This is a genomic window from Dyadobacter sp. AC419 (assembly GCF_979253085.1).
This window is the reverse complement of sequence record NZ_CEEDCD010000029.1, coordinates 208,555-228,506: the sequence shown is the minus strand read 5'-3', so window position 1 is coordinate 228,506 and position 19,952 is coordinate 208,555. Positions and strand designations below refer to the sequence as shown.

General features: G+C 44.0%; 16 protein-coding genes and 2 pseudogenes. 9 read left to right on the top strand and 9 right to left on the bottom strand.

Annotation, left to right across the window (positions count from 1 at the left end; genetic code table 11):
• The first annotated feature begins 164 nt into the window (after positions 1-164).
• Together AC0IYG_RS29085 and AC0IYG_RS29080 are read left to right on the top strand one after the other, a co-directional pair.
• On the top strand, positions 165-1,043 hold the full coding sequence (locus AC0IYG_RS29085) for a diacylglycerol/lipid kinase family protein (protein WP_471714552.1): 879 nt from the start codon (positions 165-167) through the stop codon (positions 1,041-1,043).
• Positions 1,043-1,378, top strand: coding sequence for a translation initiation factor (locus tag AC0IYG_RS29080; RefSeq protein WP_471714551.1), 336 nt, complete (start codon positions 1,043-1,045; stop codon positions 1,376-1,378). Before AC0IYG_RS29085 ends, AC0IYG_RS29080 begins: the two co-directional genes overlap by 1 nt.
• Positions 1,379-1,390: 12 nt before the next feature.
• Here the strand turns inward: AC0IYG_RS29080 and AC0IYG_RS29075 are convergent, their stop codons facing one another.
• Both AC0IYG_RS29075 and AC0IYG_RS29070 read right to left on the bottom strand, forming a co-directional pair.
• Positions 1,391-1,840, bottom strand: coding sequence for a hypothetical protein (locus AC0IYG_RS29075; RefSeq protein ID WP_471714550.1), 450 nt, complete (start codon positions 1,838-1,840; stop codon positions 1,391-1,393).
• Positions 1,841-1,906: 66 nt separating this feature from the next.
• Positions 1,907-3,148, bottom strand: coding sequence for an ABC transporter permease (locus AC0IYG_RS29070; RefSeq protein ID WP_471714549.1), 1,242 nt, complete (start codon positions 3,146-3,148; stop codon positions 1,907-1,909).
• 145 nt (positions 3,149-3,293) lie between these two features.
• Here AC0IYG_RS29070 and ggt point away from each other — a divergent pair, with 145 nt between their 5' ends.
• Positions 3,294-5,060, top strand: coding sequence for a gamma-glutamyltransferase (gene ggt, locus AC0IYG_RS29065; protein ID WP_471714548.1), 1,767 nt, complete (start codon positions 3,294-3,296; stop codon positions 5,058-5,060).
• A 114-nt stretch (positions 5,061-5,174) separates the two neighbouring features.
• Positions 5,175-6,515 carry a hypothetical protein gene (locus AC0IYG_RS29060; RefSeq protein WP_471714547.1) on the top strand — a complete coding sequence of 447 codons (1,341 nt, stop codon included), beginning with the start codon at positions 5,175-5,177 and terminating at the stop codon, positions 6,513-6,515.
• 8 nt (positions 6,516-6,523) lie between these two features.
• Here AC0IYG_RS29060 and AC0IYG_RS29055 read toward each other — a convergent pair whose 3' ends face one another.
• Entirely contained in the window at positions 6,524-7,039 is a 516-nt protein-coding gene (locus AC0IYG_RS29055; RefSeq protein WP_471714546.1) for a cupin domain-containing protein, read from the bottom strand.
• A 113-nt stretch (positions 7,040-7,152) separates the two neighbouring features.
• On the opposite strand from AC0IYG_RS29055, the gene nudK reads away from it, so the two are divergent.
• On the top strand, positions 7,153-7,749 hold the full coding sequence (gene nudK / locus AC0IYG_RS29050; RefSeq protein ID WP_471714545.1) for a GDP-mannose pyrophosphatase NudK: 597 nt from the start codon (positions 7,153-7,155) through the stop codon (positions 7,747-7,749).
• A 40-nt stretch (positions 7,750-7,789) separates the two neighbouring features.
• Here the strand turns inward: nudK and AC0IYG_RS29045 are convergent, their stop codons facing one another.
• The 3 genes from AC0IYG_RS29045 to AC0IYG_RS29035 all read right to left on the bottom strand — a co-directional run bounded on the left by AC0IYG_RS29045 (position 7,790) and on the right by AC0IYG_RS29035 (position 9,594).
• Positions 7,790-8,119: a YtxH domain-containing protein gene (locus AC0IYG_RS29045; protein WP_471714544.1), complete on the bottom strand. Its 330-nt coding sequence runs from the start codon at positions 8,117-8,119 to the stop codon at positions 7,790-7,792.
• Between the two features lie 118 nt (positions 8,120-8,237).
• Positions 8,238-8,969, bottom strand: a complete 732-nt coding sequence (locus AC0IYG_RS29040) for an SIMPL domain-containing protein (RefSeq protein WP_471714543.1) — start codon at positions 8,967-8,969, stop codon at positions 8,238-8,240.
• A 190-nt stretch (positions 8,970-9,159) separates the two neighbouring features.
• A complete protein-coding gene (locus AC0IYG_RS29035) occupies positions 9,160-9,594 on the bottom strand; it encodes a MarR family winged helix-turn-helix transcriptional regulator (protein WP_471714542.1) in 435 nt (144 codons plus the stop codon).
• Between the two features lie 233 nt (positions 9,595-9,827).
• Between AC0IYG_RS29035 and AC0IYG_RS29030 the strand changes: the two genes are divergently transcribed.
• Both AC0IYG_RS29030 and AC0IYG_RS29025 read left to right on the top strand, forming a co-directional pair.
• Positions 9,828-11,675, top strand: a complete 1,848-nt coding sequence (locus AC0IYG_RS29030; RefSeq protein ID WP_471714541.1) for a M12 family metallo-peptidase — start codon at positions 9,828-9,830, stop codon at positions 11,673-11,675.
• A 7-nt stretch (positions 11,676-11,682) separates the two neighbouring features.
• Positions 11,683-12,042 carry a hypothetical protein gene (locus AC0IYG_RS29025; protein WP_471714540.1) on the top strand — a complete coding sequence of 120 codons (360 nt, stop codon included), beginning with the start codon at positions 11,683-11,685 and terminating at the stop codon, positions 12,040-12,042.
• A 319-nt stretch (positions 12,043-12,361) separates the two neighbouring features.
• On the opposite strand, the pseudogene AC0IYG_RS29020 reads toward AC0IYG_RS29025, so the two are convergent.
• The 3 genes and pseudogenes from AC0IYG_RS29020 to rpsU all read right to left on the bottom strand — a co-directional run bounded on the left by AC0IYG_RS29020 (position 12,362) and on the right by rpsU (position 16,184).
• Positions 12,362-14,946 (bottom strand): annotated as a pseudogene (locus AC0IYG_RS29020) (phosphoenolpyruvate carboxylase).
• A 66-nt stretch (positions 14,947-15,012) separates the two neighbouring features.
• Positions 15,013-15,887: pseudogene (locus AC0IYG_RS29015) on the bottom strand (tyrosine-type recombinase/integrase).
• A gap of 102 nt (positions 15,888-15,989) precedes the next feature.
• Positions 15,990-16,184: a 30S ribosomal protein S21 gene (gene rpsU, locus AC0IYG_RS29010; RefSeq protein ID WP_026629542.1), complete on the bottom strand. Its 195-nt coding sequence runs from the start codon at positions 16,182-16,184 to the stop codon at positions 15,990-15,992.
• A 155-nt stretch (positions 16,185-16,339) separates the two neighbouring features.
• On the opposite strand from rpsU, the gene AC0IYG_RS29005 reads away from it, so the two are divergent.
• Positions 16,340-17,275, top strand: a complete 936-nt coding sequence (locus AC0IYG_RS29005; RefSeq protein WP_471714539.1) for a Ppx/GppA phosphatase family protein — start codon at positions 16,340-16,342, stop codon at positions 17,273-17,275.
• Between the two features lie 92 nt (positions 17,276-17,367).
• A complete protein-coding gene (locus tag AC0IYG_RS29000) occupies positions 17,368-19,947 on the top strand; it encodes a zinc-dependent metalloprotease (RefSeq protein WP_471714538.1) in 2,580 nt (859 codons plus the stop codon).
• Positions 19,948-19,952: the final 5 nt, after the last annotated feature.

Sequence of the window (19,952 nt, the reverse complement as noted above, 5' to 3'; positions counted from 1 at the left end):
GAACCTGTTTAAAGCATTATAATCCAAATCAGAAATGTAGAATGAGTAAGTTCGACGATTTGTTTAAGAAGCTGGACCGCCAGAAATATCCTTTTATCGACGGACTTTATTATTTATTCATCATTGTGTTTCTGCTCATTTTGTTCTTATTCTTTGCCTGACCAGTGGACAAGCCGGCTTATCTGTTTATTTTAAATCCAAATTCGGGAACCTCTATCGGAGGTAAGGCGGATGAGATAGTAAGCGCAATTGAATCAGCTGCTAAGAATCACGGCGCCCAGGCCACAATCCTCTTCACCGAACACCGCGGACATGCGACCGTGCTCGTGGAAGAAAACATTAAAAATACAGCCTGGAAAGCGATTGTCGCCGTTGGCGGAGACGGCACGGTGAACGAAATTGCCCGGCCTCTGATCCATACAAACCAAGCGGTGGGCATTATTCCACTCGGCTCCGGCAATGGCTTGGCACGTCACTTGGGTATTCCGCTGACATTGGAAGCATCATTAAACAGACTTTTTGAAGGAAAAACAATCACAATTGACAGCGCAAAAATTAACGAAACGCCTTTTTTCTGCACAGCAGGAATGGGTTTCGACGCATATGTCGGGCATTTGTTCAGCCAGCAGCAACAGCGCGGACTAGCAACCTATGTGAATGTTTCGTTTCAATCTTATTGGAGCTATAAGCCGCAGCGCTTTCGGTTGAATGGCGTGGATACGGAGGCATTTTCCTTATCATTTGCCAACGCCGGACAATTTGGGAATAATGCGTGGGTTGCGCCGCAGGCCAGCTTGCAGGACGGAATGCTGGATGTGTGCACCATTAAGCCTTTTCCAAAATGGTATGGAACAAATCTGGCCTATCAATTATTTACAAAGCAGATGAAGGCGTCGCGCTACATCGATTATCAGCATTTGCAGGAAGCTGTGGTGGAAACGGACGCGCCGCCGATGATCCATTACGATGGAGAACCTTTGCAGCTGGACACAAAAAGGATAGAAATTAAAATTAAACCGCAGAGCCTGCGCGTAATTGTGTAATGTCAAAAAAGAACCGCACGGGAGTTATTTATTCAACAAATCCCGATTTCGAGTATAACGATTCCGGAGCTGACGAGCCGGATACATTGCCGCCGGCGCAACAGGACCTGAGGATCTGGCTGGATCGCAAAGGGGGTGGAAAAGTGATTACGGTTGTCAAAGGTTTTATTGGGACCAATGCGGATATGGAGGCATTGGGCAAACAACTGAAAGCCCTTTGCGGCAGCGGCGGCACAGTGAAAGATCAGGAAGTGCAGATCCAGGGCGATCACCGCGATAAGGTTATCACCTGGCTTACCGGCAAGGGTTATAAAGCAAAAAAAGCGGGAGGTTAGTCCCGCTTTACATTAAAGTGCTTTTGTTGTATCAAGTTCCGTCGGTGCCGGCAAGTTGGATGGCGGCGGCTGAGGCAATTGATTTGACCTGACATTTTCCAGAACCTCCACATTGGTCACAAAATATTTTGTATCTCCATTCCATGGAAGCGTGAAGAATTTCTCCTCATAAGTGAGCGAAACGCGTTGTCCGTTCTTAATCGCCTCTTCCAGCTTCGAAATCGCATCCTTATTTTTTGCACTCACCGAAAACACCCATTCCGAAGAATTCATAGTGCCGTCTCCTTCATACAGGCCACCCATTCTGAGTTCGCCTTCGTAAGTTTTGAACAAATATCCTTTGTTACTCAGCTTGGTGATAAAACCTCCTCGTTTTCCTTCGCTGTAATAGCCAAAAGTCAGGTAATATAAAATTCCAAAAATGATGGCCAGAAAGATGGCAAATATGACCCATTTACGCATAGCAGTATTTTTCTGAGTTTATTGATTGAAGCGAACTTCGCAAAACAGTTTGATTATTCCTAGTTATTATTTCGCTCGGATCGCAATTACAGGGTCCATTTGCGCCGCCAGCATGGCAGGCACAATTCCCGACAGCACGCCGATCACACTCGAAACTCCCAAGCCTAACAGAATATTCCCTGGTGTTAACAGAATTTGAAGTGATCCCAATGGCATGAATGACAGCAGAAAAACAAGGAAAATCCCCACCAAACCACCAACCAAACTCAGCATAACTGCCTCAAACAGAAATTGGAACAAAATAGAATAGTTCTTCGCACCAAGCGATTTTTGGATGCCGATGAGATTCGTCCTTTCTTTAACAGAAACAAACATAATGTTGGCAATCCCAAAGCCTCCCACCAAAATGGAGAAGCTTCCGATCACCCAGCCTGCAATTGTTAAAACAGCAAAAAGACCCGCAATGGCATCCGCTGCGGCCTCGGGACGGTTGAGTGAAAAATTATTGCCTTCCCGCGGCTTAATGCCTCGTTTTGTTCGCATTAAGCCTGTTATTTCTGCTTCCACTTCCTTCATTCCCTCATCTTCCGGGAAACCCTTCACAACAATGTCCGCATTGCGCCTCCCGGATTGAAACAGTTTTGAAAATGATGCAAATGGAATGATGCAATTCTTATCCGGACTTCCCCCAAAATCGACGAGACTCTCTCCTTTTCTCACCTGCACGCCCACAATTGTAAATTTATTTCCTGCCAGTTTGAATGCTTTTCCCACCGGATCCTGTCCTGGGAAAAGCGCGTCGGCAATGTCCGCGCCTACGACGGCCACATTTCTGGCATTGTTGGTTTCCAGCGGGATGAAATAGCGGCCGATCTGGATCGGGATTTCAGAGATTTGATTGTATTCGTAAGAAACGCCCTGAATTTGTGCCACAATGCTGTTGGAACCATTTTTTAGTGTTGTACTGCCCCGAAAATCCATGACGGCGACTGCACTTGCACTTTCCAGGTTGTCGTAAAGAAATTTGTATTCGGCATAAGTGGGCTCCGGCCATTGAAAATATTTCCACCATTGATATTCACCACCAAAACCCCAAGGCCATTTCTGAACATAAATAACCTTATCGCCAATGAAGCTGAGGCTGTCCTTAATGCTGCGTTCCAGCGAATCAACAATGGTGAAAACGGCCACAATGGCGAAAATGCCGACCGTTACGCCAAGCAGCGACAGGATTGTGCGCGTAATGTTGGATTTGAGCGCTTGCCAGGCAAAACGGAAGCTTTCTAAGATCTGTCGTAAAAATTTCATAGCGCCATTTTGGAGATTAATATGCCGGGATCCATTCTATGCAAAAGTTAAGTGTAAAGTCCCAAGCTTCGAAATAAATTGGTATAAAAGGCAAGAAAAAGTGATTGATTTGATAAATTACAAAATGAATTTTAACACTCCTGTTATGACCTTACGCTATAAGATTGCATTAATAATTGGTATTTTACCTGGATTCGTGGCTGCGCAGAAGCCTGTTCAGGAATCTACGGGATTTTATCAATTCCTGTCTGACGACCCTAATCAGAAACCATTCTACAGTGATAGAAAAGGTGTGATCGCACAAAACGGCATGGTTGCGACGGCACATCCGGACGCATCGAAAGTCGGTGTGGAAATTCTGAAAGCGGGTGGAAATGCTGTGGATGCGGCAGTTGCTGTTCAATTTGCACTCGCGGTTGTGCATCCATCCGCAGGAAATATTGGTGGCGGCGGTTTCTTGGTTTTAAGAGATAAATCGGGTAAAAGTTACAGCATTGATTTTCGTGAAAAAGCTCCGGCAAAAGGACACGCGGACATGTATCTGGATAAAGATGGCAATGTCATCCCGGAATCAAGCATATTGGGCAGACTGGCTTCCGGCGTGCCGGGATCTGTGGCGGGAATGGCTGAGGCGCACGCAAAACATGGAAAATTACCGTGGAAACAGCTTTTACAACCTGCTATTGACCTCGCTGAAAAAGGTGTGATCCAGACAGCACGTGAAGCGCGGGGCCTTAATGCAATCAAAAGTGACCTTTTGGAACAAAATCCCGGCACCAAATATTTTATCAATCCCGCTGGAAGAGACTGGGCTGCCGGTGATCTGCTCGTTCAGAAAGATTTGAGCAAAGTGTTGAAGCGGATCCAGAAGAACGGCCACGATGGATTTTACAAGGGAAAAACCGCGCGGCGCCTGGTTAAGGACATTAATAAGCATAACGAAGGGATCATCACCAAAAAGGACCTTGCCGATTACAATGCACAGTGGCGGGAGACGATTTCTGAGCGATATAAAGACTATAATGTCATTACAATGGCGCCTCCTTCGAGCGGTGGCATCGCATTATTACAGCTTATGCGGCTTACAGAGCAGCATCCTTTGCGAAAATGGGGATGGCACAGCGATTCTACAATCCAGGTTATGATCGAGGCTGAACGCCGCGTGTATGCAGACCGGGCTAAGTTTTTGGGTGACCCTGATTTTGTCAAAGTGCCAACCGAGGCTTTGATCAGCAAAGATTATCTCAGCCAGCGCTGGGCGGATTTTGATTGGAATAAAGCAACGGACAGCAAGAACATTTCGGGTGGTGTTTTGCCGGGTTACGAAAGTCTGGAAACAACGCATTTTTCCATTGTTGACAAAGAAGGCAATGCAATTTCACTCACAACTACACTAAACGGCGGTTACGGAAGCCGGGTTGTGATCAAGGGCGGCGGGTTTTTTATGAATAATGAAATGGACGATTTCAGCGTAAAAGCCGGCGCGCCGAACATGTATGGCCTTATCGGAAACAAAGCAAATGCCATTGCACCGGGAAAAAGAATGTTATCGTCCATGACGCCGACCATTATTGAAAAAGATGGAAAGCTCCTTATGGTGGTGGGAACACCGGGCGGCTCGACGATCATAACGTCTGTGTATCAAACGATTCTGAATGTGCTGGAACACGGCATGACGATGCAGGAATCGGTTAATGCACTCAAATTTCACCACCAATGGTTGCCTGACAAAACCACTTTTGAAGCCAATGCATTTTCAGAAGGAACGGTTAAAAAGCTTCAAGAAAAAGGATATATTCTTGAACAACAGCGCAATACGATAGGTCGCATGGATTGTATCCTGGTGCTGCCCGACGGCAGTCTGGAAGGTGGGTCTGATCCGAGAGGTGATGACACGAGTATCGGTTACTAACATTTCGACGTTATATATAAGACGTCCATTTTTACGCCCATAAGTTGTATTTTATTTCTCTTGGGGCTTACTTCGCGACTCGAAGAATGTTATCAACCTGCTAGTTTTCTCGTAATGAAAAAATATATATTCCTTTTTTTACTCGCTTCTGCCGCAATGGCAAGCTGTAAGAAAGATTCAGACGACAAGTCGCCCAGCCCTGAGGTCCAGATTCCTAACGGCTCTATTTTATTGCTAAAAACGGTGAACGTAACCGACTCAAAGGAAGTGACTTATGATTCAACAAAGAAGCATGTCGTTGTCACTTTTCCTGAAAGTTATACTAGCGGCACCGCAGAAGTGAAGCTTGTTTTGCACGAGAATGTTGTGCTGGTGGACAGTTCGGGAAAACCGGCTACGAGCAATGTGCTTAACTACAATTTCCAGGGGCGCGATCCGCTAACGTTTACATTGCGGGACAAAGAAGACAAATATGCAGGTTATTTTACCGTGTTTTTCAACATCGCCGGAAGCCCTAAAATTGAGCTTGTAAATAAAGAAATCACCGTAAATACCAACGGGTTTGCGTTTCCATTCAAATATATTTCAGGCGTCGGAAGTTTTCCATCCCGGCCGGATGAGGCTGTGCCGGTCTTGAAAGCAATCAACCGCAAAACGGGCTTTGAAACCGAAACATCATTGTATTCCAATCAGAAAAACGTTCAGCTGCAAGAAATCGAAAAGCTGGTGAATGAAGATCAGGTTGCCTTGGAGGTGGTTTTTAAAGATCAGCCAGCAGTTGTTTTTGAAGGCGTTAAATTTACGAGAGGCGAGCCGTTTGTGAGCATTGCGCGTGACAATAAGTTTGTCTACACAACTAAGGATTCCCTTTTTGCAACTGGCGGCTTTTTTATTCCGTCAGCAAAATACAGCGTAAGGTTTGCCAGCGATTTCCTGGCTACGCCTATTTCAGTTCCTGCCAAGTTTACAAGCACCAATGAGCTCGTAGTGGATAAGCTCCCTGCCAACATTCCAGAAGGTTCGTATTCGCTGTCTTTTTTGGAAGGCGAGAAGGTTATTGGCAAAAGCGCATTGTATTTTTCTTCCAAGGAAGTTAAAACCATTGAATCAGTTTGGAAAGGCGATGTAATGCTGGCCTTAACCCGTAATGCTGAGCGACTTGCATTCAAGAAAGGCGAAACCATTTATGTAAAGCCTTCTCCGGTTGAATTTGGCACGGCCAGCACAAAATTTGATGTAAACAAACTGCCCATTTTACGCCTGAAAAGCGCCGCATCGACCATTGAGTTGAAACCAGAATTGGCTGTTGTCAATTGGGCGATAGCGGGCGTAAGTTATCCTGTCGGCAAATATTTGCTTCCAAAAAATCTGGCAGCCGGTCAGTATGAAGTGACAGCCGTGTTCCCGGATAAGACTGTTTCCAAGCCTTACTGGTCCAAAATGCAGGTTAACTAACCTGCATTTTACGTTCTCGTCAGCTCGCTTATTATTTGCTTCAATTCGGGATAAGCATTTTGTAGCGCGCCTCTTTCGGCCATTTCAAAATCGGCAAAATCAAAGCCGGGCGCTACGGTGCAGCCAACCAGCGCGTAACCTGAGCCTTTGGCTGGGCGCGATGCAAACCATGCACCTGCCGGAACCACAGCTTGAAAAGTTTCTCCATTTTCAGGATCATACCCTAACCGGATGATTTCTAGCTGGCCTGTTTCCTGAATAACAAAAATCTCCAATGCGTCGCCCGCATAAAAATGCCACATTTCATCCGCCTGAATCCGGTGGAATGCCGAAAAGTTATGCGATTCCAATAAGAAATAAATTCCCGTTGAAAATGACCGGTCACCAGTGAACCGGCTTGGCAGTGCGTTTTGCGCAATGCTTTCGGCAGACCTGTAAGTTTCCGAATAATAACCTCCCTCAGGATGCGGGCTCAGCTTATAATGCTCAATCCAGTAAGCAGCGGACTTCAAATTTTCCATCATGCGTTCAATATAAAAATGACCATTGAATAATCGATCTTCTGGAGGATTTTTTTTACGTGAATGTTTGCATACATTTGATCAGAATAAATCATAAATAATCAATATTGATCACTATGAAGAACGAACGCGTAAAGATTGTCGACGAACAGGTGCTGTCTGACAATTGGTATACATTAAAAAAATACACATTTGACTATCAGCGCGCTGACGGGGAATGGGAGCGTCAATCACGCGAGGCATATGACCGTGGAAATGGGGCGGTAATTTTGCTTTATAACAAAGAAAAGCAGACTGTGCTATTAACCAGACAATTCCGCTTGCCAACTTTCATAAATGGAAATGAATCAGGCATGTTAATCGAGGCTTGTGCAGGATTATTGGACAAAGACAATCCGGAAGATTGCATTAGGAGAGAAACAGAGGAAGAGACCGGATACAAGATTACGGCCGTTGAGAAAATATTCGAAGCCTACATGTCGCCAGGGTCTGTTACGGAAATTCTCTATTTTTTCGTAGCCGAATATGCGGATGATATGAAGGTGAATGAAGGCGGCGGCGCTGATAATGAGCAGGAGAACATTGAGGTTCTGGAAATCGACTTCCAGAAATCCCTGCAAATGATGCAATCTGGCGAGATTCCGGATGCAAAAACGATTATGCTTTTGCAGTATGCGCAAATCAATCAATTGCTAACAAAAAAGGCCGAATAAGACTTTTAAGTCATATCCGGCCTTTTGTATGCTTATTAAATCAGGAAATTGGATCGGGCGTAACGGGTGCCTGCTCAGGTGTTTCGGCAGTGCCCTTGTTGCCCACGAATTTATCGTAAAGCTCTTTAAAAAAGTTCTCGGCATCAGGAAAACTGCCTTTCAGCGAATCTGCCCCTTTTGCTTTTAGCTCTTCAAAATACTCCGGCGCTTTATCGATCGCACCTTCTGCATCAGCCTTTAAATTGTTGGCTTTTGTTTTCAGGTCTTCCAAAAGCTTTTCGCCCTCTTCGCTTTGAAGATATTTGTGCGCTGCGACCCCGGCAGCTGCACCAAGAATAAAGGTGGCAAGGTGTTTTGCGTTACTGCTCATGATTTCCAGTTACTTAGTTTAAGATAAATTTAAAGAAACTAATGTTTGTTACAAAAAGGCACGCTAAATGCGCAAACCGGAACTAAGAAAAAACTATGCCGACCCTGCCACACTAACCTTATTTTATTTCAAAAGCAGCCTGCATGCGGTAACTGATTTTGATTTTTTGATATTGAATGTCGCTTTCCGGCGCAACGTCCGCTGCCTCAGACTGAGCAAGCGTTCTCATGTTGGCCTTGGCGAACATCGGTTGCGGAAAATACAGGTTCTCATCAAGCTCTTTAATCTCAAGCACTTTTCCCAGCTTTTCATCCAGCGAAGCAACCAGATATTCGGCTTTCACTTTCGCAGCTTTCAAAGCATCAATTTTGACCTGCTTTTTAAACTCTTCTCTTTTAGAATGGTCCACACGCGACACATTCGCATACTGAACACCACGGCTTTCCACTTTTGACAAAATGCCGTCCAACTTGTCCGGGCCGCTCACTTTCAATTCATATTGCTTGCTTTCAAGAAAAGTTGCAGGCTTCTTTTTCTTATCAGTATATTCCTGATATCCGCCCAACCCGCTGACAGACAATGCTTCTTTGGGCAATCCTGCATCCGTAACAGCTTTGAGAAACTGCTTTTCAAGTGTGCTGATAGAAACTTTGTTCTTTTGATTTTTCTCGTCTTCAAAATATTCTCTGAGCGAAACATTGAAGTAAATCTCATCCGGAACAACTTCCATTTCTGCAAAACCTGCCACTTCTATTCTGGGAGAAGGGATTTGCTGCTCGTATTTTATTTGAGAAAATGCAGGGATAAAGCTGATAGCGGCAAGCAGGGAACCTAAAATAATTTTTTTCATGGCTTAATAAAAATGAATGTTAATGTAAGTAGAGATGCTGGCGACGGGCATAACGTTGTAAAGCGTCAAAACTAATTGCCAACGAAGTTTAGATGCAGGGATCGCATAAAGGTTTAAAACAAAAAAGGGAGAATAACGCAAGTTGCTGTTAGTCTCCCATTTACGATTGAAATATTTTTTGCTGAGGCGGTCAGGTGAAGTTTTGATAAATAGAGTCCATAATGCGGACAAAATGCTGATAATCGGAATCATTCAAGCTTCCCCAGCCCTTCCTGCGAATGTCCGCCACGATAGGAAATGCCTCGTTATAAGTCGCTTCACCGGACTTGGTGAGGAACAAATTGAACTTGCGGCGGTCACCGGCAGCGGGGCCGCGTTCTACCAATCCTTTTTTTTCGAGCAGGTCAATGATGCGGGTAACGGTTGGCGGATCTTTAAAAGTAAGCTCTGCAAGTTCGTTCTGACTAATTCCCTGTCTCCTGAAAATATGGTCTATCAGCACCCATTGGTCTACTGTAAGGTCAAAACCAGCCTCTGTTAGCTGCTTTTGTAAAGCGTTGCGGATTTTTTTGATAGTCGTGTCTATTTTAAAAAAATAGGCACGCTGATCAGAATGATGAGTCATGTTGAGTTTTAGTTGAAGGTTCGGTAACAGTTGAGTATTGATTACAATTATAAGCCGCTCCAACTATTCGTCTACTAATTATTGCATAGAAAAAGTTAAGGTAAATCGATTCACTCTGTTGACAGGCAACCGGGAAATAACCCGAAGATGCTCCCTGATAATTGGTTGATAGAATTACATCGAAAAAAGATAAGATTCGACGGATCAATTCTTAAACTTATTACTTCAATGATATGCAAAGAACATTTACGCTACTAGCGGCAAACCTCATACTGTCTACGCTGATTGCGATTTCCTTTTTGAATTCTGTTTTTGGTCAGACTGTCAAATTCATAGAGGTTCTTCCTGAGAACGCAATTCCAGACAATCCGGAAATGCACGCATACATTGCCCGGCTAAAAAAGAATCCGGACATTTCGACTTATCATTTCATTCATTTAAATCCAATCGCAACTTCTCAAAAAGAAGGCATTCTCACCTTAGAAATTCCAGGCAAAGACAAGCCTATCATTGCAGAGGCAAGCGAAGTAAAGTATCATTCTGCCTCTGATTACGAATGGATTGGTAAAACAGATGATAACCGCGGAACAGTCATAATTCTCTCAAAAGTAGGCCGTATCACTGCCCATTTATCCACCCCGGACGGTATTTATGAAATCTTTCCCGCACCTAGTGGTGTGTATTGTTTGCGAGTGATTGACATGACAAGGGCTGGTGATGTGGGCTGTGCTGACACAAGTGAGCATCCGGCAGGCGGGCGAATATCGCCGCAGGAAGCTGAGCAAACACCGCGCTTTTATGCAAACGCAAAGATGAACCCCTGCCAACCACTGATAAGCCCTCGAGTGCTTGTATTATACACGCCGAAGGCGCTGGCGCTTGCAGGCGATGTGGCTACGATTGTTGACCAGGCAAATCTATCTGTTGCACAGTATAATAGCACGATTTATAATAGTGGTATTACAAGCAATGCAGTATTAACATTGGCGGGTGTAGCACCCTTAAATTTTCTTGAAGTAAAATCTCAGTTGTCAGGTGATGTTACAAAATTGGCTAATAACGCCACTGCTCAAAGTTTGCGTAACCAATATCAAGCTGATCTTGTTGTCCTGTTTACAGATGGTGATTATGGTGCCAGAGGAGCAACAGCACTGCCGTTTTTCAACAATGCAACTGCATACTCTATTGTTCAAATTCTCAATGCAATTACTAATAAGACCTTCGCGCACGAGGTTGGACACATTTTTGGATGCAGGCATGATGGCGAAGCAGGCAATCCACAATTTGCTCAGGGATACAATATAAAGAATGGCTTGGGAAATGTGACCGACCGAACATTAATGAGCAATAATACCATCGATGGAAGCAATCGCCTTTTAAATTTTTCTAACCCCAACATCAGCGTCGGAGGCAAGTCAACCGGCACACTTTCAGATAATAATAATGCACAAAGGATTATAGATACACATACTTCTGTCGGAGGGTTTAGACCGAACCCACTACCCGAATTTGTAGCCTATGTAGACGGTCCAACATTTGTGACAACGCCCGGCGGGAAGAATTACGAATTGACTTACAGTTGTGGTTCTGCACCGTACTCAATAGTCTGGCATTACAGTTACGACGGCATTAACTATCTTCTTTCATCAACGACTACGGATATTTTCACCTGGTATTTTTATCAGACTCAGAAAATCTGGATCAAGGCCACGGTTACAGGAAATGGAAAATCTGTTTCAGCATTCATTGCAGTAACTTCGCAAGTGCCAAAGCCTTTCAAAATCAGCACCATTCCAGAGGATTCATTAAATATTGAACTGCAAGACTTTCAGGTAAAGCCAAATCCAGCAATCGAGTATGTCGATATAAGCTTCAACTTCGAAACAGGTTCTGACATTTCGTTAGATATTATGGACAATGCTGGTCGACTCGTTGCAGCTTTAACAAGCCAAACTACAACTGTAAAGCCAGGTCGGCAATTCCGAAAATGGAATGTCGAAAGTTTGCCAAGCGGCGCCTATTTCGTCAAGCTGACAAGAAATAAAGTAGTTGAGATTAAGAGGATACTAATCTTAAAATAAACCCGATATGAAGAACAACCAGTTTATCTGTCAACTATTTGCGTCGTTCTTTCTCGTTGGCTGCCAAAGCGATTTTGCGATGCCTGAAAACTCCTGGGGACATTTTACAGCGAAGGTCAACGGTCGGTCATGGGAAAAGACATTTTCCAACGCATTTCAGGCTGTTCGAGGATTTGATGAGCTCGATTCGTCAGAATACAAAAAAGTTTTTGTCTACTCGTTACTTTTTGATTCCGATGGGGTTCTCGAACAGGATCTTTATTTCACAGACATTCCAGCTAAAATAGGCCGTTATAAGGTTCTGCCGCAAAATGAGGAGGGCGTAGACTCTATGTCTGTATTCTTCTACCCTAACTACATTCTATAGATTTCGATATGTTCAGAGATCAGTATGAGGTCCTGCATTCAGAAGACAATTTTTTACAGATTGATGAATGCCAGGAAAATGGGAACAGGGAAATAAAAGGCCGGTTCAATGTAACGTATGTTTTAAGATCGAAAAGATCCTTTAACTCTTATGAGGATACATTAAGATTTACGAATGGACGATTTCACACTAAGATTCAGCAACGCATGAACCATCATCTTTAAAATATCCAGACGATCAGCAATAAAGCCTCTAAAACCAAAAATGCTCCTGAACAACTTCAATGTTCAGGAGCATTTAAAAATTTATAATCTAGCTTCTAAGCTGAGTTCCGCGCGGCATTGATAATACCAAACATGGCCCGCATGATCAGTTGATTGTATGTTTCAACGTCCACAGGGAGATTTTTTGGGTCTTCTGCGAGCATTTGCAATGCGTATTGCTGGATTGTAATCAATGGGAGAACGATCCTTTCGCGGGTTTTGATCGAGACTTTGGTGACATTATTGCTGTCCAGCAACTCCTTTTGTCCCGACACGTCGAGAAGCAGATCGCGCGTCAAAAGGAATTCATTGTACATTTTGTCCCAAAACTCTCTGTAATCATCCTCGTCGCGCAAATATTTTGTGGCTGGGAAAAATGCTTTCGAAAGTGACTGCATTGAGTTTTCGATCAGCGTCCGGAAAAACAGCGACTTTTTGTAAAGCTGCTTGATCTGATCCTTTCTGCCTTCCTTTTCTAGTTGCTGAATCGAAGATCCAAACCCATAAAAACCGGGCACATTCTGCTTCATTTGCGCCCACGATCCTACGAACGGAATCGCGCGCAAATCCTCAAATTTCAAACCTTCATCATCGTTGCCACGCTTTGTCGGTCGACTTCCAATGTTCGTTTGTCCATAAAAACGCAAAGGCGTCTTTTTGTCCAGATATTTCACAAACATTGGGTGGTTTTTTAAGTCAAGATAAGAGTTATAAGCCGATTCCGCCATTTCCTCGATCAAGATCTTATCTTCTCCACTTAGCTCGTCTTCAACGCGATTGTCACGGAAAAGGTGATTTTCCAGACCAGCCGTAAACAATCTTTCCAGATTGTACATTGCCGTCGTAACCGTTCCATAATTAGAACTAATCGTCTGACCCTGAACCGTTAATTGTATTTCTTTATCCTCAATCTCAGTTCCAAGTGACGAGTAAAAATTATGGTTATTGCCACCGCCACGTGCAGGAGGACCTCCACGACCATCGAAGAATGTCACCTTAATTCCAAATTCGCGGGAAACCTTGGTAAGTTTCTTTGGCTCTGTAAATCGACCAGTTTGCTCGTAAATAACCGCCATCTTTTGTCCCGTCGGAGAACCCAACCATGATCGTCTGGTGATTTTCACGGTTTTGCAAATGATTACGATAATATTCGTTTTCGTAAAGCGACCGCATAATTTCCGGCGCATTGGCCAAATCATCAACGGTTTCAAAAAGCGGCACAACGTCCACCGCAAGCTTACCCTGTTCGTCTGCAATCAGATTTTTGGCAAGTGCCACAACCTGCATCACATTCAATGCAGACGTGTTATTACTAATTACATAACGGTGAGCACCTTTTTCACCATTTCTTTCCTGAATCGTTTTGATAGCACGAATTGAGCCGAGAATGTCTTTCGTCAGTTCGTCCTCATAATCTTCATCCCGCAAAGGAATGTTCAGTGAGAGCAAAAGGTCGATTTTCTTGGCCTCGTCCCAGCTTTCGTAATCGCTATATTTTAGTAACGGAATCTTTTTCTCTAAGTCTTTTGAGAATGTCTTCCCAAGCTTTTGCGTGCTTACGGCTATCTTGTCGCACATCGAGACTGGCGAAGAAGAAACCAAAAATGTTCAGTTTGAGAATAAAATTGTCAAGCAACTCCACGAAAAGGCCCTGATGTTTTGTAACAAGAACTTCGCGAGATTTCAACAATTCGTCGATTAATTCCTGCGCATTGGCATAACCCTCTTCAAACGGCCCGAAGATCGTGCTATTCATCTTGCGCTCGGCCAATCCAATCGCCTCATCCACTCCTTTGAATGTCAGCCTGCGTTTCAATTGTCTTAAATCGCGGTAATAACCTCTCAAAAGTGTTTCACGCAATCTTGCCGCGACTTGCAGCGTGATTTCAGGATTCACAAACGGATTTCCATCACGGTCGCCGCCCGGCCAGAAGCCCAGTCGGTAAACATTCGGATAAGGCCAGTCGTGCACACTCATGCCGAGGCCGTTGATGAGCTTTTCCAGAATAGCCGGAATCGCATCATAATATACATTTTCAAGAAACCAGCAAAGGCTCACCGCTTCATCGAAAGGCGTTGGCTTTTCGTGATTGATGAATGCAGTTTTGCCCAATTGCAGCAGCAACTGATTTACTTCGGTAAAATCGTTTTTCTTGATCGCGTCTTCCAGGTCATTGATAATGCCCAGCACTTTCCCAGAATAAAACTGCGTCGGATGTGCAGTAAGGACGATTCTGACACTGAAATCTTCCAATTTCGTCAGCAGTTTTTTCCTGAGCTCATCATTATCCAGACGGTCGGTCAGATAATTAACAGAGCCCTTTCCGGTAAGGTCATGCGTTTGGTCAAAAGCGGCATCTTCAACGGAATCGAAAAGCACGACCTGCCTTTCAATATATTGGATAAATGCAAAAAGAAGATCTGCTCTTTCCTTAGGCGTAGCAGTTTCCAGCAATTCTGAGAAAAAGTGCTCTATGATCTCTCTCGGAGACTTTCCTTCTTGAAATCCGATTTCACTTTGCTGGGTTAGTATGGGTAATAATGAGCCCGTCTGAAAAATCCCGCGGTACGGTAAACTCAGAAAAAGACTATTAAAAATATTGTACTTCGTTACAACCGCGTCCTGGAAACTGTTATTCATACTGGAGTGACAAAATTATATTCTGGAAACTGCAATTGAGGCAAATATACTTCTAAAAAATCGGTTTCAGGCTTTTGGATGGGCTTGTTGATGCGTTTTTTTGAGCTTTTCGATGGAGTTATGCGTGTAGATCTGAGTCGCAGCCAGATTCGCATGGCCCAGAAGTTCCTTAATCGCATTCAGATCCGCACCGCGATTGAGCAAATGGGTCGCATACGTGTGACGCAGAACGTGCGGGCTTTTTTGGGAAAGTGTAGTCACAGCAGAAAGATATTTCGTGACTGTCCTTTGCACAAAAACAGGGTAAACGGCCTTTCCTGAGTCGGTGATTATAAGTGCTTTTGTGTCTTCCTCGGGTGCGCGAAGTGTCAGTATATTTGGTGAGCAGTTCCGCAAGTCCGGTGGATATGGGCACAATCCGTTCTTTCGATCTTTTACCAAAAACCCGGATTGTTCGTGCGGGCAAATTCAAATCGTCGATGCCTAAACTAACCAGTTCCGCAAGCCGGATTCCGCTTCCATAAAGCAACTCCATGATCGTGCGATCACGAACGCCTTCAAAATCTTCGATAAAAGTGTCTTCCTGGAACAGGGTTTCCATGGCTTTTTTCTTCCACAAAAGCCGGAAGCTTCTTTCTTGTTTTTAATGCTGAAAGGATTTTGGTTGGATCCTGGGAAATGATCTTTTTTCGTTTTAAAAAACCATAAAACGTGCGAAGTGAAGCAATTTTGCGGTTAATGGATGTCGGATTCAACCCCTCTTCCATCAGACTGACAACCCACGATCGAAGCATCGGGCCTTTCGCTTCTTCCGGTTTTTCCAGTTCGTATTGAAACAAAAGATATTTTTGAAACTGGTCCAGATCAGTCTGGTAAGATTTTACCGTATGGACACTTGCTCTTTTTTCGAATTTCAAGAAATCCAGGAATGACGTTATCATGGTTCTAACGTACAAAAAAGAGCTGCCTTAAACAAGACAGCTCTTTTTTATGATATGGATATAATAATCCTATCGGGCCTTTCAGAACACCATTCCTGAGAACTAGTCTTCTAGGTGACCGTAAGTTTTTTCTTTGTAAACTGCACGCAAAACTTCGAAACGACGTCTTACAGATGGTTTTTCGAAAGCAGTACGGGCACGAAGCTGGCGCATTGTTCCAGTTCTTTCAAATTTCTTCTTGTAACGCTTAAGAGCGCGGTCAATCGATTCGTTGTCTTTAATGTTTATAATAAGCATGCTTATAGAATATAATGTTCTTGAATTGGTTTCTGAAATCGGACTGCAAAGAAAAGATATATCAAACAGAAAATCAAGAAATAAGTAATTATTATTAGGTTAATTTTGTGATCATTACATTGAAGAAAAAGCTTTTAACAGATTAAATGCCCGATATGAGCTCGCGACTGGGAATAATTGATTTAGGAACCAACACTTTTCACCTGCTCATAGTAGAAAAAAACGGCGATGCTGTCACAAATGTTTTTCACGAAAGCAGGCCGGCGCGCATTGGCCTGGGTGGCATTAATCAAAAAATCATCACGCCAGAAGCATTGCAACGCGCACTCAACGTGCTGTATTATTTTCGCGAGCAGCTCAACGCACACGGCGTTACGGATCAGAACACCTTTGCATTTGGCACAAGCGCAATCCGCAATGCGGATAACAAGGCCGATTTTTGCGCTGCAATTTTAGACAAAACAGGAATCAACATTACCGTTATTGACGGCAATCGCGAAGCGGAATACATTTATAAGGGCGTCCGTGCCGGTGCCAATATCGGCCTTGCGCCTGCTCTGATCATGGATATCGGCGGCGGCAGCGTCGAGTTTATCATTGGAAACAGCGAACAGATTTTTTGGAAACAAAGCTTTGAAATTGGTGGTCAGCGGCTGATGGAAAAGTTCATGCGCAACGATCCGCTTTCGCAAGCTGACAGAAAAAAGCTGTACAACTATTTCCAGGAAAATCTTATCCCACTTCACAACGCAGTGCACCAATATTCTCCTGAAAAAATCGTTGGATCTTCGGGAACGTTTGATACATTGGTTGACATTGATTTTCACTTCCGGCAGAACGACTGGCCGCCCAAAAGCCAGACTGATTTCCAATTGCCTCTCGAAGAATTTTACCGGATATATGCCCTCATTTTGTCCGGAAATCACGAAGAAAGATTGCGAATTCCAGGCATGATCGAACTCCGGGTCGACATGATCGTAGTTGCAATGTGCCTGATTGATTATGTCCTTAAAAGCTACGGAATCAGTCAGATGCAAATTTCAAGCTATGCATTGAAAGAAGGTGTTGTCGCCGAATTGCTATCCAGATAGTCCCCCCTGAAACTTTATTAACGTGATCGAATTAATTTAGTAGTCCTACGGGACAATCTTCTATTTTTGTAAGTAAAAAATAAACCAACTCTATGAGATTTTTTCGTTATGTCCTGCTTTCGGGACTCACATGCCTATGTCTAAACCAGGCCCTTGCTCAAAAGAAAAAAAAGGAAGAAAAGAAAGAAGAAGTAAAAATTGAAAAAGCCGTTGACGCGATGGCAACGGCTGTAAAAGAGAAGCTGAAAGACGACAAGAAAAAAGGTCCCAAGGCTTTTAAAGATTTGATCGATACGAGTGCTGTGAGTCAGAAAGGGATGATTTCGGTGCATAAGATGGATGAAAAGTGGTATTTCGAAATCCCCGATTCATTGCTCAATAAGGACATTATGGCCGTTACGCGTTATGCAAAAACAGCTGCGGGCGGAGGCATTTTTGGTGGCGAAGAAGTTAACCGGCAAATGATCCGTTGGGAAAAAGGAATGGATGATAATCTGCTGCTGCGTTCGGTGACCGTCGTTGTGGCCAGCCCGGACAGCACTAAGCCGATATTTCAAGCGGTTAAAAATTCTAATTCCGACCCTATTATTGGTGTTTTTGATATAAAAGCTGAGAAGAAAGATCCAAAAGGAAAATCGTCCGTTATTGACATTACCGACTTCTTTAATGCTGATAATCAGGTGTTTTCATTGAGCTCAGTCAGCAAGCAATTACTCAAATTAACTGCTTTCAAGAAAGAAGCTTCCTATATTGAAAAGATTCGCTCGTTTCCGATAAACACCGAAATCAGGACGGTTAAGACGTTTTCTGTGACGCCGCAATTGCTCACGACCTCCCCTATCCCATCAATTGGACAATATTTGCCTTCGGGATTGGACGCAGGAGTGGTTACAATGGAAATGAACACGTCATTGATTTTGCTTCCTGAAACACCTATGCGGAAACGCATTTTTGACAGCCGCGTGGGCTATTTCGCCAATCAATACGCGATTTTTGGAGAGGAATCACAAAGATCTGACACGGAAGTTTTTGCGGTAAGATGGCGCTTAGAACCCAAAAATGCAGAGGATGCGGCGCGTCAGAAGAACGGTGAATTGATTGAGCCCAAAAAACCGATCGTTTATTACATTGATCCCGCAACGCCCGAAAAATGGCGTAAATATTTGAAAGCGGGCGTGGACGACTGGCAGGTTGCGTTTGAAGAGGCTGGCTGGAAAAATGCGATCAAAGGCGAATACTGGCCCGAAAGCGATACAACAATGAGCCTTGAAGACGCGCGTTATTCGGTGATCCGCTACTTTGCCGCGGACATTCAGAACGCTTACGGGCCTAATGTGCATGACCCGCGGAGTGGCGAAATCCTGGAAAGCCACATTGGCTGGTATCACAATGTAATGCGTTTGCTGCGCAACTGGTACATTATACAGGCCGGCGCCGTGGACCCAAAAGCGCGCACAAAGAAGTTTGACGATGAGTTGATGGGCCAGCTCGTGCGCTTCGTTTCTTCCCACGAAATCGGCCATACATTGGGATTAAGGCACAATATGGGCGCAAGTTCAGCGACGCCTGTCGAGAAATTGCGCGATAAAGCGTGGATTGATGAGCACGGTCACACAGCTTCGATTATGGATTATGCACGTTTCAATTATGTCGCGCAGCCGGAAGACAGCATTACCAATCTTTTTCCAAGAATCGGCGATTACGACAAGTGGGCGATCAAATGGGGTTACAGCAATTTTACAGATTGCAAAGATGTAAAGTCTGAAAAGGCGCTGTTGAATGCCATGACCAAAGAGGCTTATAAGGATGCACGACTGCATTTTGGAACGGAAATTAGTCCTTATGATCCGCGTTATCAAACGGAAGATTTGAGCGATAATGCGATGAAAGCTTCCGAATACGGCATTAAAAACCTGAAAAGGATCCTTCCTAACCTAATTGAATGGAGCCGCGAAGATGGCGAAAGTTATAAAGAGCTCGACGAAATTTATGCCAATGTGGTTTCACAATATCGCCGTTATCTGGGCCATGTGATGAAGAATGTTGGGGGCATTTATGACAATCCGACCACTTATGACATGGAAGGCTCAACATTTGAAACTGTTCCAAAATCAACTCAGAAAGAGGCAGTTGCATTTTTAAATAATCAGTTATTCAAAACGCCTACATGGCTTTTGGATCAAAATATTTTGAGTAAAATCAAGCCGGAAACGGGTGTTGAAGCGGTTAAGGCATTGCAGGAATACGCATTAACAACGCTTTTCGCAGGAGATCGCGCGGTGAGATTAATGGAGACAGGTGTTTCAAGCAAAAATTACACGCTTGATGACCTTTTCTCAGATCTCGAAAGCGGGATTTGGTTGGAAGTGAAAACTGGCAAGAGCATTGATCTGCACCGCCGGAATTTGCAGAAGGTGTATACAGAAAAGTTGATTGATCTGCTGAAACCGGCAAAAGCGAATGTGCTTTCGGTTCCCGTGGGCATTACTTATGGCTATTCGACAAGAGTTGTTGAGCTTGAAAAAACAGACTTGCCGTCTGTTGCGCGTGCACATTTGGAAAGTCTGAAACCATCTTTGCAGGCTGCCATTGCAAAATCTACGGACAAAATTACCAGATATCATTTGCAGGACGTTTTGCAAAGAATTAAAATGGCTTTGGACCCGAAATAATGGTT